This window comes from Rhodococcus sp. GA1, assembly GCF_024321955.1.
In the GTDB taxonomy this organism is placed as follows: Bacteria; Actinomycetota; Actinomycetes; order Mycobacteriales; family Mycobacteriaceae; genus Rhodococcus; species Rhodococcus pyridinivorans.
Genome location: NZ_CP097186.1, coordinates 2,015,314 through 2,027,824 on the forward strand (window position 1 = coordinate 2,015,314; position 12,511 = coordinate 2,027,824).

A 12,511-nucleotide genomic window follows, 5' to 3' on the forward strand; every position below is an offset into this window, starting at 1 on the left:
CTACCCGCCGATTAACGCATCGCAATATGGAGCGGCGAAATCCGATTAACGGGTGTTCGGTCGAACAATCGGGAACAGGATTGTTTCGCGGATTCCCAGACCGGTAAGTGCCATCAACAGACGGTCGATTCCCATTCCGGTACCGGTGGTCGGCGGCATTCCCTGTTCCATCGCGGCGAGGAAGTCCTCGTCGAGAGCCATTGCCTCGTCGTCCCCTTCCGAGGCCAGACGCGCCTGGTCGACGAAACGCTCGCGCTGGATCACCGGATCGACGAGTTCCGAGTAACCCGTGGCGAGTTCGAAACCTCGGACGTACAGATCCCATTTCTCGGTGACCCCGCGCACCGTGCGGTGATCGCGTGTCAACGGCGACGTCTCCACGGGGAAATCACGCACGAAGGTCGGCTCGTGCAGCTGGTCGCCGCACATGTGCTCCCAGAGCTCCTCGACGAGCTTGCCGTGACCCCAGCCCTTGCCCTCGGGAATCTCCAGACCGACACGATCCGCGAGAGCCGTCAATTCCTCCAGTGTGGTGTCGGGGGTCACGTCCGTGCCGATCGCCTCGGACAGCGAGGGATACATTTCGAGAGTTTTCCATTCACCCCCGAAGTCGTATTCCGTACCGTCGGCGAGCGTCACCACATGGGTGCCGAAGACCCCGAACGCGACCTCCTGGATGATCTCGCGGATCATCCGCGCCGAATCATCGTAGGTTCCGTACGCCTCGTACGTTTCGAGCATCGAGAATTCCGGCGAGTGCGTCGAGTCGGCACCCTCGTTACGGAAATTGCGGTTGATCTCGAAGACCTTCTCGATACCGCCGACGACGCAGCGCTTGAGGAACAGTTCCGGCGCGATACGCAGGTACAGATCGATGTCGAGTGCGTTCGAGTGCGTCACGAACGGGCGGGCCGCCGCACCGCCGTGCAGGGTCTGCAGCATGGGCGTCTCGACCTCGAGGAAGCCGCGACGCTCGAGCGCGTTGCGCAGCTCGCGCACCACCGCGACACGCATGCGTGCATTGCGACGTGCTTCGGGACGCACGATGAGGTCGACGTAGCGCTGACGCACCCGCGCCTCTTCGTTCATCTCCTTGTGCGCGACCGGCAGCGGACGCAGCGCCTTCGACGCCATGGTCCACGAGTCGGCCATGACGCTGAGCTCACCGCGACGGGAGCTGATGACCTCGCCGTGCACGAACACGATGTCGCCGAGGTCGACCTCGGACTTCCAGGCGGCGAGCGCCTCCTCGCCGACGCCGGCGAGGCTGAGCATGACCTGCAGCTGGGTGCCGTCGCCCTCCTGCAACGTCGCGAAGCACAGCTTGCCGGTGTTGCGCGAGAACATCACGCGGCCGGCAACGCCCACGACGGTGCCGGTGGCGGTGTCGGGCTCGAGGTCGGGATACTCGGCGCGGATCTCCGCGAGCGTATGGGTGCGCGGGATCTCGACGGGATAGGCCTCCGAACCCTGTGCCAGGAGCCGTTCGCGCTTCTCGCGGCGAACCCGCATCTGCTCGGGGGTGTCGTCGGGCTGCTGAACGGTGGCATCACTCACGGGTAACCAGACTATCGGACACCCGAGGTCACTATTCCTGCAGATGCGCGCTTTCAGTGAGCGGTGACCCGCGCCACGTCCTGCGCGACGTGCTGGGCCTCGGCGACTGCGCCGATCAGGCGGGCCGCGCGGATGGCGTCGTAGCCTCCGACGAGGTGGGTGACCCGGCGCAGACCCTGCGCGTGCAGTTCGGTGACCACACCGTGCGAGCTCGCGCCGTCGGACGAGACGAGGATCCACTCGACGTCGCGGTCGACGGCGAGGGCGAGACGGCCCGGGCCGCTCGGATCGAGTCGCTCGGCGACGAGATCGGCGGAGATGGCCAGTGCACCGGGAAGTGTTCCCTGAGCGGCACGTTCGGCGTTCGAGCGGATGTCGACGACGACGGCGCCGCGGGCGACCGCTGCGGACAGTTCGGTGGGGTACGTGCGCTCGACGGCGAGCCGGTGGAAGGCGACCGGAGCAGTAGCGGTAACCGTAGAAGCGGCAACCGGAGCAGCGGTGGAAACAGAAGTGGTGGAAAGAAGCGCAGCGCGCATGAGAAAACTCCCAGGAATGTGTTATCGGTCGAGGCGGCGGTCAGCCTCGACAACACTCCTGGGTGCTCATGCAACGGATCACGAGGAACATCTTTACACAGAATGACGCTCAGCGGAACCCGCAGTTCCGCGTGCCGCTCGTCTCACCTGGTTCCGCTCGTACACCAGACGCAGTCCCTCGAGGGTCAGATCCGGCTCGTGGTGCTCGAGAGTGCGCGACTCCGGCATGATCAGCGGCGCACTGTCGCCGGTGCCGATGACGGCCACGTCGTCACCGTCGAAACCGGGCACCTCGGCGCAGATCCGCCGCACGATGCCGTCGACCATCCCGGCGAACCCGAAGACGGCTCCCGACTGCATGCACTCGACGGTGTTCTTTCCCAGAGCACCTCGGGGACGGAGCAATTCGACCTTCCTCAGCGCCGCCGACCGCGACGCCAGCGCATCCATCGAGATCTCCACACCCGGAGCGATGGACCCGCCGAGGAACTCCCCCTTGCCCGACACGACGTCGACGCACGTGGAGGTCCCGAAATCCACGACGATGCACGGGGATCCGTAGAAGTGGTAGGCCGCCAGACTGTTGACGATGCGGTCGGCGCCGACCTCCTTCGGGTTGTCCACGAGCAGCGGCACTCCCGTGCGCACCCCCGGCTCCACCACCACGTGCGGCACCGACGACCAGTAGCGGTCGAGCATGACGCGCAGCTCACGTAGCACCGACGGCACGGTCGACAACGCCGCCACCCCGGTGACCTGCTCGGCGGATTCGCCGAGCAGACCGCGGAACAGCAGGGCGATCTCGTCGGCGGTCATCCTGGGGTCGGTACGGACGCGCCAGTCGCGCAGCAGCCGCGCGTGCGAGCCGCTGCCCGCGAACACCCCCAGGACGATATTGGTGTTGCGGACGTCGACGGTGAGGAGCACCTCTAGACCAGGGACGGGGAGTCGAGAGTCGACAGCATCCGCGGCGTGATCAGGCCCGAGCCCTCGGGAGCGTGAGCGGGATCGTTGCCGAGCTCGACCTGGCGGTTGTCGGCGTCGACGAACACCACGCGCGGGTCGTAGTCCTTGCACTCCTGCTCGTTCATCACGCCGTAGGCGATGAGGATGACGAGATCGCCGGGGCTGACGAGACGTGCTGCGGCACCGTTGATCCCGATGACGCCCGATCCACGCTCACCGGCGATGACGTACGTCTCGAGCCGGGCGCCGTTGTCGATGTCGACGATGCAGACCTGCTCGCCCTCGAGCAGATCCGCGGCGTCCATCAGATCCTGGTCGACGGTCACCGAACCGACATAATGCAGATCCGCGTGGGTGACGGTGGCGCGGTGGATCTTCGACTTCATCATGGTGCGGAACATGCTCGTCCTCGGTTTCTTTCTCGTTTCCGAATTCGATCGGTGGGTCAGCGGTTCGTCAGGTTGTCTTCGGCGTCGGGATCCACCGGACCGGTGGCTCGTTCGAGGAAGCCGGTGCCGACGGCGACCCCGACGTTGTCGATGAGGCGTGTGGAGCCGAGTCGTGCGGCGACGAGCAGTCGGCCGTCGCCGCGTTCGGGTGCCGGCCCCAGATCGGCGCCGCGCACCTCGAGATAGTCCACCTCGATCTGCGGACTCTGCGCGAGCACGTCGCGTGCCGTGGACAAGATCGCCTCGGCTCCGCCCGCTGCGGCGTGTGCGCCGGCGACGAGCGCCGCAGACAGCGTGGTCGCGATCTCGCGCTGCTCGGGGTCGAGATAGCGGTTGCGGGAGGACAGCGCGAGCCCGTCCTGTTCGCGCACGGTGGGAACGCCGAGGATGCGGATGTCGAGATTCAGGTCGGCGACCATCTGACGGATCAGGGTGAGCTGCTGGTAGTCCTTCTCACCGAAGAACGCCGTGTTGGGACCGACGATGTTGAACAGCTTCGCGACGACCGTCAGCATGCCCGCGAAATGACCGGGACGCGCAGCACCTTCGAGCTCCGACCCGAGTGGACCCGGGTGGATCGTGGTGCGCGGGCCCTGCGGGTACATCGCCGAGACCGTCGGCACGAAGGCGAGTTCGACGCCCGCTTCGCGGAGCAGTTCGAAGTCGGCGTCGAGAGTACGCGGGTAGGCGTCGAGATCTTCGTTCTTCCCGAACTGCAGCGGGTTGACGAAGATCGACACGACCACGACGGCCCCGGTGAGCTTGGCCTGGCGCACGAGTTCGAGGTGACCGGTGTGCAGCGCACCCATCGTCGGTACGAGTGCGACGGTGCGGCCGACGCCGCGCAGAGCCCGGGTGACCTTGGTCAGGCCTGCGGGATCGTGGTGAACGGTCAGTTCACCTCGCACGTATCCGCGCTGTCCTGCTTCACTCACCGTATTCAGCTCCTTCGAGAATTGCCATCAGTTCCGGCTTCGACCCGGTCCGTTGCGCCGATCGCAGCGACAGCGCGCGGTACCCGGCGGCGATCAGCGGGTCGACGGCCTCGAGCGCACGCAGGTGCGCGGCCACGGCGTCGGCATCGCCGCGCGCGACCGGCCCGGTGAGGGCCGAGGGCCCGCGCCGCAGCACGTTGTCGAGCGCTGCGGAGAGCAACGGCTGCAACACCCGTTCGGCGACTCCACCGGGGGCGTCGTCGACGAGTTGCTGGCCGAGCAGTTCCTCCCCCTGCAGGGCGCTGCGCAGGGCCTCGACGGCGTCGGCGACCAGCGTGACCAGGTGGTTGCTGCCGTGCGCGAGCGCAGCGTGGTAGGTCATGCGCATGGACTCGGGGACGCGGACCGGCTCGCCGCCGATCTCGAGGACGAGGGACTGCGCGATGGCGTAGCCGATCTCGTCGGCGGCCGTGATGCCGAAGCACGCGGAGGAGAGCCGGTCGATGTCCTCGTCGTGGCCGGTGAAGGTCATCGCGGGATGGATCGCGAGCGGCACGGCGCCCTGCTCGGTCAGCGGCTCGAGGATCGCGGTGCCGTGAGCACCGGAGACGTGGACGACGATCGTGCCGGCGGCGACCGAACCGGTGGCTGCGAGGCCCTTGACCAGGGACGACAGTTCGGTGTCGGGAACGGCGAGAAGAAGGAGATTGCAGCGGCCGGCAACCTCGTCGACCGGCAGGATCTGCGAATCCGGCAGGCGCGTGGCGGCACGGTGCCGCGAGACGTCGGAGACGGCCGAGCAGGCCACGACGACATGACCAACGCGTTCGAAAGCTGCGCCGAGTGCAGTGCCGACCCGTCCGGCGGACACGATTCCTACCGACAGGCGCGCAGGCGCGGGTGCGTTGGTGATCCCGAAGGAATTCACGGGAGTCCTCTCGTTCGTTCCAGTCCCGCTCAGCGGGTACCGGACGTTCCGCTCGACAATAGCGCGCGTTTTCCGGGGCTCGCCACGGTCGGGCCGAGTGATCTGCGCCTCATCGTCCGAGGTGGGGCGGGTGCGACCTGCCGCGCGATCGCCCCGCGATCAGCGCTCGGCCGACAACGACGCGAGGATCTCCGCGACCGTCCGGCCCTCACCGTCGGCGCGACGGCGCCGGGAGCGACGTCCGGACGATTCGTGGTCGTCCTCGTCGTCCTTCTGGGTCGTTTCCGCAGCTCCATCGGCCTTCGCGGCGGTGTCCTTCCCCTCCGCGGGGTCATCGCCCTTCGTCTTCGCTCCGGCCCCGTCTGCGTCCGTCTGCGGGTCGGGATCGGATCCGGGCTCGTGCTTGCCGGGCTTCTGCGGCTCCGGCTTCCCGTCCGCCGCCTTCTCGGCGCTCGCGACCTTCGCGTCCCCGGTCTTCGGGTCCCCCGTCTTCCTGTCTCCGACCTTCTGATCCTCGACTTCCGCGTCCTCGATCTCGGCGTCCTCGACGTCCGGTCCTGCGGCCGCTTTTCCAGCCGTCGCCTTCTCGACCGTGACCTTCCCGGTAGCGGACTTCCCCGTCGCAGAATCAACCTTCGCCTGTTTCTCGGCACGCGGTTCTTCGACATCACCCTTCGCGGACGTCTTCTCCGACGCCTCCGCCGCCCGCATGGCCGCCTCGACCGACTCGGTCTCCGCGGTGACCGGCTCGTCGTCGGGAGAGGCGAAGGCCGGTCCCGACGGACGCGGAGCGGACACCCGCGCCGCCTCGCTCAGTCCACGCAGCTTCTCCGCCTGGCCCTCGAGGGCGACGACATCGTCGGGGAGCCGGCCGTCGAACAACATCTCGAGCGTGCGGCGCAGGGTGGCCAGCTCGGTGCGCAGGGCCGCCATCTCCCCGGCGTCGAGCTTCAGATCGGCACGGACCTTCTCCTCGACGGTCAGCTCGTACTCGCGCCGCGCCGCGATCTCCCGTTGCAACTGCAGTTCGTAGACCGTCTTCAGGTCGTCGGCCTTCGCCCGATCGAGCGCCGATTCCCGGCGGTACTTGTTCATCGCGATGGCTCCGACAGTGGCAGCCCACAGGGCGACGACCACCGCGACACGCAGCAATTGCACGCTCTCACTGAAGATCAACAGCAGCGAGGCGATCATCGCCAGAGCGAGCAGACCGGCCACGATCATCGAGCCGGTACTGCGCCACGGACGGCGATTCCTGTCTGGTCGCGCCGAGGTTGCCATGACCATCAGGGTACTTGGGTGGGTCCTCGGATCCGAGCCGGACGACACGCCCTTCCCCACCCCGAAATCCGATGTCAGAGCGCCGGTTCGTTCGGTTCGTCGGGGTCTTCCGGTGTCCGGCAACAGTATTCGAGCCACAACGCGGCCGCCGCCAGCGCTATGCCGGCGAGGGCTCCGACGAGCACCCCCGACGTGTCGTCGGTGGCGGCCTGCACGACGCCGCGTTGCGGTACGAGATACAGCAGGAAACCGGCCCACACTCCGGCGCTCGCGGCACCCACCAGTGCGGACGCCTTGGCGAGCGCGACCGCGCGGGCGGCGGTGATGGGATGCAACCTGCCGGGGCCCTCACCGATCTCGTGCTTGCCGACCCGCGACCGGATCATGAACGCCAGGATCACCTCGATGACCGCGACGGGATACAGCGAGGCTCCCGCGTAGACGGGGATGGGCGGCAGCGAACCGTACATTGTGCGGACGAGCAACCACGCGACGATCGCTGCCAGCACGGCCAGCGCCAGCAGATCTCGGATCCGGGTCTGTTTCAGCACTCGGCGTGTCCCTGGGTCTTCGGCCCGGCCAGCGTCAGGTCGGTGCGGTGCACACCTTCCCGTTCGGCGGCGTCGAGTTCGTCTAGCCAGTCGCCGATGCCCAGCCGCCGGCCCTCGGCGGTGAGCACGGCCTCGGGTTCGACGTCGAGCCACGGGACGAGCACGAACGCCCGCTGGTGTGCGCGCGGGTGCGGCAGGATCAGTTCCCGATCGTCGCTGCGCACCTCACCCTCGCCGCTGACGCAGGTCACGACGTCGACGTCGAGGCTGCGCGGACCCCAGCGCTGGATCCGGACGCGTTCGGCGGCCTCCTCGAGTTCCTGGCCGAACCGCAGCCAGTCGCGCGGACCGAAGGCGGCATCCTCCGCGACGACGACCGCGTTCAGGAAATCCTCCTGTTCGACGCCGCCCCACGGTGCCGTCGAGTACACCGCCGAGACGGCGACGGCCCGCTCGCCCAATGCGTCGACGACCGACCGCAGGTGCGCGAGCCGGTCGCCGATGTTCGATCCGATGGACAGCACGGCACGACTCATCAGGCGCTCCCCGTCGCATCGCTGCGGGAGCGGTCGATCACCACGGCGACGTCGCCGAAGGTCAGCGGGATCGGCGCCGACGGCTTGTGGAGCGTGACCTCCACCCGGGCGACACGCGGGTCGGTGAGCACCTCGTCGGCGATCTCCCCCGCGACCGTCTCGATGAGATCGCGGCCCGGACCGGCGATGATCGCCGCGGCTCGCTCGGCGAGTTCGCCGTAGTGCAGCGTGTCGGCCAGCTCGTCGGATGCCGCGGCCGGCGCGAGATCGAGCCACACGACGATGTCGACGACGAAGTCCTGACCGTCCCGCTTCTCGTGCTCGAAGACGCCGTGGTTGCCGCGGACCGTCAGTCCCCGTAGTTCGATGCGGTCGCTCACGCGTGCACTCCTTCCGCGCTGCCGCGCTGCCAGGCACGCACCACCGCGAGCGCGTCGCGGGATGCCTGCACGTCGTGGACGCGTACGCCCCATGCGCCGTGTGTGGCGGCGAGCGCCGAGACGACGGCCGTGGCGACCTCACGACCCGAGGGCGGGCGGACCGTGCCGTCGGGCGCCGCGAGCAGCGATCCGAGGAATCGCTTCCGGGACGCCCCGATGAGCACCGGGAAACCCAGTTCGGTGAGTTCGGGCAGGCGCTGCAGCAACTGCCAGTTGTGGTCGGGTTCCTTCACGAAACCCAAACCGGGATCGAGCACGATCTTGTCGGAGTCCACGCCTGCGGCCACCGCGATGTCGACCTGCGTGAGCAGCTCGTCGCGGACCTCGCGGACGACGTCCTCGTAGTGCGTCGAACCGCCCGCGTGGACGAACTCGCCGAGGGGACGCCAGTGCATGAGGATCCACGGCACCCCTGCCTCGGCGACCACCGCGGCCATGTCGGCATCGGCGCGCCCACCCGACACGTCGTTGATCATGGTCACCCCGGCCTCCACGGCCGCCTCGGCGACCGAGGCGCGCATCGTGTCGACGCTCGTGGGGATGCCTGCCTCCGCCAGAGCGGCGATGACCGGCGCCACGCGGGACGCCTCGACCTCCGGGTCGACGCGCACGGCCCCGGGCCGGGTGGACTCGCCTCCCACGTCGACGATGTCGACGCCGAGCTCGCGCAGCTCGAAGCCGCGGGCTATCGCGGTCTCGCAGTCCAGATATCGACCGCCGTCGGAGAAGGAATCACTGGTGACGTTCAGTACGCCCATCACGACAGGCCACTGTTCGGCGGGGAAGACGGTCACCGGCGCAGGATCAGGTCCAGGGCCTCGGCACGCGACGCCGAACTGGTCTGGAACAGCCCGCGCACGGCGGAGGTGGTGGTGCTGGCACCGGGCTTGCGGATGCCGCGCATCGCCATGCACAGGTGCTCCGCCTCGACCACGACGATCACGCCGCGCGGCTGCAGCTTGCGCATCATGGCGTCGGCGATCTGGCGGGTGAGGCGTTCCTGGACCTGCGGACGCTTGGCGTAGAGGTCGACGACACGCGCCAGCTTCGACAGACCCGTGACGCGGCCCGTGGGGCCCGGGATGTATCCGACGTGGGCGACGCCGTGGAACGACACGAGGTGATGTTCGCACGTCGAGTACATCGGGATGTCTCGCACGAGGACGAGTTCCTGATGACCTTCGTCGAAGGTCGTGTCGAGGACCTCGTCCGGGTCGGTGAACAGTCCCCCGAACACCTCGCGGTAGGCACGGGCCACCCGGGCGGGAGTGTCGCGCAGGCCCTCGCGGTCCGGATCCTCACCCACCGCGATCAGCAGTTCACGCACGGCCGCTTCGGCTCGGGCCTGGTCGAACGTACGACCCGCGTCCACGCTCAATTCGTGGGTCGTCACATCCTCCGGGTCGGAACCCGTATCCGACTTCAGGTGGTTCACCGACACCCGCTCGCCCTCCACTCTTCGCTCACTCGTCTCCATCGGAACCGACGGCCCCGATGCGCGCCCCGTACCGACTCACCGACACGGATCAGTGCCGGCCGGCCGGGCCTTCCCACCGCTGTGTGGGAGGGGGTTCGGGAGCGCCGTAACCATCGCGCGGTTGCGAGTCTCCCACGTGGTTCTCACCACGGTGCGCATCTGCCGCACCGTCTTCGCCGGAGTCCGACGGACGGTCGGCGTCCTGCGGCTCCTGCGGACGCCCGAAACTCTGCGTTTCCTGGGCCTGTTGTCCGTAGCTGGGCTGTCCGTAGCTCTGGGGGTTCTGCCCCTGATGGCCCTGCGGATATCCGTATCCCTGAGGCTGTCCGGGGCCCTGCGGCCCGTGACCCTGCTGTTCCTGCGGGGTCTGCTCGCGCGGTGGCCAGCCGGGAGCCGACCATCCGGCGGGAGCACCGTAGTCCGGACGCGTCGCGTGCCGCGGACCACCCGGATACGGAGCCGTCGGCTGGAAGCCCGGAAGCGGCTCGGAGGCCGGGACCGGCTGCGACTGCTGTTGGGGTTGCGGCTGCTGTTGGGGCTGGGGGTAGCCGTTCGCCGGCTGGTACTGCGGCTGCGCGCCGGGCTGGTAGCCGGCGGGAGCGGGCGCCTCGCCCTGGCCCGGATACTGCGGGTGCTGATGCGCCGGCTTCGTCAGCGACGGCGGTTCCGGCGGCCACGGCTCGCCACGCTCGGCCGCGAGCTCGGCGGGCGTCTTGATCGGCGGCTTGTCGGACGGGACCCGATCACCGAAATCGTTGAAGGTCGTGATCCGCGGACGCTTCTTCACGTCGGCCAGGATCCGGTCGAGATCCTTGCGGGTCAGCGTCTCGTGCTCGAGCAGCTCGCCCGCCAACACGTCGAGGGCGTCGCGGTACTCGTTGAGGATCGCCCACGCCTCGGTGTGCGCGGCCTCGATGAGGTTGCGGACCTCCTCGTCGATCTCGCGTGCCACTTCGTGCGAGTAGTCGGACTGCACACCCATCGACCGGCCGAGGAAGGGGTCGCCCTGCTCCTGGCCGTAGCGGACGGCGCCGAGCTTCGCGCTCATGCCGTACTCGGTGACCATCGCGCGCGCGATCTTCGTGGCCTGGTCGATGTCGGACGAGGCGCCGGTGGTGGGCTCGCGGAAGACGAGTTCCTCCGCGGCACGACCGCCCATCGCCATGACGAGGCGCGCGATCATCTCCGAACGCGTCATCAGGCCCTTGTCGTCCTCGGGCACCGTCATCGCGTGACCGCCGGTGCGGCCGCGGGCGAGGATGGTGACCTTGTAAACCGGCTCGATGTCGGGCATCGCCCACGCGGCGAGGGTGTGACCACCCTCGTGGTAGGCCGTGATCTTCTTCTCGTGCTCGCTGATGATGCGGCTCTTGCGGCGGGGACCGCCGATGACACGGTCGACCGATTCCTCGAGGATCGCCTCGGTGATCACCGTGCCGTTCTCACGGGCGGTGAGCAGCGCGGCCTCGTTGACGACGTTCGCGAGGTCGGCACCGGACATGCCCACCGTGCGCTTGGCGAGCGCACCGAGATCCGCGTTGGGATCGATCGGCTTGCCCTTCGAGTGCACGGCGAGGATCGCCCGGCGACCGGCGAGGTCGGGGTTCGTCACCGGGATCTGACGGTCGAAACGGCCGGGACGCAGCAGTGCCGGGTCGAGGATGTCGGGGCGGTTCGTCGCGGCCATCACGATGATGCCGGAGCGGTCGCCGAAGCCGTCCATCTCGACGAGCAGCTGGTTGAGGGTCTGCTCACGCTCGTCGTGACCACCGCCGAGGCCGGCGCCGCGCTGGCGGCCGACCGCGTCGATCTCATCGACGAAGATGATGCAGGGAGCGCTCTGCTTGGCCTGCTCGAACAGATCGCGCACGCGGGAGGCGCCGACACCGACGAACATCTCGACGAAGTCCGAACCGGAGATCGTGAAGAACGGGACGCCCGCCTCGCCGGCGACGGCACGCGCGAGGAGGGTCTTACCGGTGCCGGGAGGACCGTAGAGCAGTACGCCCTTGGGGATCTTCGCGCCGAGCGCCTGGTAGCGCGCCGGGTTCTGCAGGAAGTCCTTGATCTCGTAGAGCTCCTCGACGGCCTCGTTGGCGCCGGCGACATCGGCGAAGGTCGTCTTGGGCATGTCCTTCGACAGCTGCTTGGCCTTCGACTTGCCGAAGCCCATCATGCCGCCGCGACCACCGCCCTGCATGCGGCTCATCACGAAGAAGAACACGCCGAGCAGGATGATCATCGGCAGGACGAAGATGAGGATCGAGGTCAGCCAGCTCTCCTGGGTGACGCTCGTGTCGTACTTCTGCGCGCCCGACGCGGCGACCAGGTCGAAGATCTGTTCGGAGGCCGACGCGGGGTACTTCGCGATGATCTCGGTGCTGCCCTCGGTCGCGTCGTTGCCGTTCTCGAGCCACAGACGCACCTGCTGTTCGCGGTCGTCGATGCGGGCTTCGCTGACGTTCTGCGATTCGAGTTGGGACACCGCGACGGACGTGTCCACCTGGGTGAAACCGCGCGTGTCGTCGCCGAAGTAACTGAAGGCGTAGATCACCAGCAGAATGCCGGCGACGATCGCCAGATTACGGAACACTGTCTTGCGGTTCATACAGGTTCGGCCCGAGCGGCCGGTCCTTTCGATCGAGTTCGTCGGGGTCTCGCAGTCGCGGCGCTTCGCGCCCGGGGTGGCCGCACGCCGCGACGGTCACTGACCAGGCAACGCAAGGTTACCGCGTAGCAACGAGCGGTCGCCCCGGCACCGGCCGGAGCCGACACCGGGAAGACGTCGTAATCGACAACGATCGGGACGGAACCGGAGTTCCCCGAGCCGGGGACCTCACGACGCGGCTCGA

General features: G+C 68.2%; 13 protein-coding genes. All 13 read right to left on the reverse strand.

Going from position 1 to position 12,511, the window contains the following annotated elements; genetic code table 11:
• Positions 1-45 precede the first annotated feature (45 nt).
• Positions 46-1,512: a lysine--tRNA ligase gene (gene lysS, locus M3330_RS09450; protein WP_232333457.1), complete on the reverse strand. Its 1,467-nt coding sequence runs from the start codon at positions 1,510-1,512 to the stop codon at positions 46-48.
• A gap of 98 nt (positions 1,513-1,610) precedes the next feature.
• Positions 1,611-2,096: a rhodanese-like domain-containing protein gene (locus tag M3330_RS09455; RefSeq protein ID WP_247848434.1), complete on the reverse strand. Its 486-nt coding sequence runs from the start codon at positions 2,094-2,096 to the stop codon at positions 1,611-1,613.
• Between the two features lie 93 nt (positions 2,097-2,189).
• Complete coding sequence (locus M3330_RS09460; protein WP_255028559.1) at positions 2,190-3,023, reverse strand: type III pantothenate kinase; 834 nt, start codon at positions 3,021-3,023, stop codon at positions 2,190-2,192.
• Positions 3,024-3,025: 2 nt separating this feature from the next.
• Positions 3,026-3,463 (reverse strand): aspartate 1-decarboxylase, encoded by a 438-nt coding sequence (gene panD / locus M3330_RS09465; RefSeq protein ID WP_006550510.1) that lies wholly within the window; start codon positions 3,461-3,463, stop codon positions 3,026-3,028.
• A gap of 44 nt (positions 3,464-3,507) precedes the next feature.
• Positions 3,508-4,446, reverse strand: a complete 939-nt coding sequence (panC, locus tag M3330_RS09470) for a pantoate--beta-alanine ligase (protein WP_006550511.1) — start codon at positions 4,444-4,446, stop codon at positions 3,508-3,510.
• On the reverse strand, positions 4,439-5,374 hold the full coding sequence (locus tag M3330_RS09475; RefSeq protein ID WP_024102843.1) for a Rossmann-like and DUF2520 domain-containing protein: 936 nt from the start codon (positions 5,372-5,374) through the stop codon (positions 4,439-4,441). Before M3330_RS09475 ends, panC begins: the two co-directional genes overlap by 8 nt.
• Positions 5,375-5,533: 159 nt before the next feature.
• Positions 5,534-6,655 (reverse strand): DUF6779 domain-containing protein, encoded by a 1,122-nt coding sequence (locus tag M3330_RS09480; RefSeq protein WP_255028560.1) that lies wholly within the window; start codon positions 6,653-6,655, stop codon positions 5,534-5,536.
• Positions 6,656-6,729: 74 nt separating this feature from the next.
• Positions 6,730-7,206, reverse strand: a complete 477-nt coding sequence (locus M3330_RS09485) for a DUF3180 domain-containing protein (protein ID WP_019290198.1) — start codon at positions 7,204-7,206, stop codon at positions 6,730-6,732.
• Complete coding sequence (gene folK, locus M3330_RS09490; RefSeq protein ID WP_006550515.1) at positions 7,200-7,742, reverse strand: 2-amino-4-hydroxy-6-hydroxymethyldihydropteridine diphosphokinase; 543 nt, start codon at positions 7,740-7,742, stop codon at positions 7,200-7,202. Before folK ends, M3330_RS09485 begins: the two co-directional genes overlap by 7 nt.
• Positions 7,742-8,122: a dihydroneopterin aldolase gene (gene folB / locus M3330_RS09495; protein WP_006550516.1), complete on the reverse strand. Its 381-nt coding sequence runs from the start codon at positions 8,120-8,122 to the stop codon at positions 7,742-7,744. Before folB ends, folK begins: the two co-directional genes overlap by 1 nt.
• Positions 8,119-8,940, reverse strand: coding sequence for a dihydropteroate synthase (gene folP, locus M3330_RS09500; protein ID WP_170318478.1), 822 nt, complete (start codon positions 8,938-8,940; stop codon positions 8,119-8,121). The genes folB and folP overlap by 4 nt, the downstream gene beginning before the upstream one ends.
• A 32-nt stretch (positions 8,941-8,972) precedes the next feature.
• Positions 8,973-9,638, reverse strand: a complete 666-nt coding sequence (folE, locus tag M3330_RS09505; RefSeq protein WP_006550518.1) for a GTP cyclohydrolase I FolE — start codon at positions 9,636-9,638, stop codon at positions 8,973-8,975.
• A 70-nt stretch (positions 9,639-9,708) separates the two neighbouring features.
• Positions 9,709-12,267, reverse strand: coding sequence for an ATP-dependent zinc metalloprotease FtsH (gene ftsH, locus M3330_RS09510; RefSeq protein ID WP_019290199.1), 2,559 nt, complete (start codon positions 12,265-12,267; stop codon positions 9,709-9,711).
• Positions 12,268-12,511 lie beyond the last annotated feature (244 nt).

Coding starts and splice junctions, on each gene's coding strand:
- folP (WP_170318478.1), bottom strand. CDS start 8,940: ATGGGCGTACTGAACGTCACCAGTGATTCCTTCTCCGACGGCGGTCGA.
- ftsH (WP_019290199.1), bottom strand. CDS start 12,267: ATGAACCGCAAGACAGTGTTCCGTAATCTGGCGATCGTCGCCGGCATT.
- M3330_RS09455 (WP_247848434.1), bottom strand. CDS start 2,096: ATGCGCGCTGCGCTTCTTTCCACCACTTCTGTTTCCACCGCTGCTCCG.
- folK (WP_006550515.1), bottom strand. CDS start 7,742: ATGAGTCGTGCCGTGCTGTCCATCGGATCGAACATCGGCGACCGGCTC.
- M3330_RS09480 (WP_255028560.1), bottom strand. CDS start 6,655: ATGGCAACCTCGGCGCGACCAGACAGGAATCGCCGTCCGTGGCGCAGT.
- lysS (WP_232333457.1), bottom strand. CDS start 1,512: ATGCGGGTTCGCCGCGAGAAGCGCGAACGGCTCCTGGCACAGGGTTCG.
- panD (WP_006550510.1), bottom strand. CDS start 3,463: ATGTTCCGCACCATGATGAAGTCGAAGATCCACCGCGCCACCGTCACC.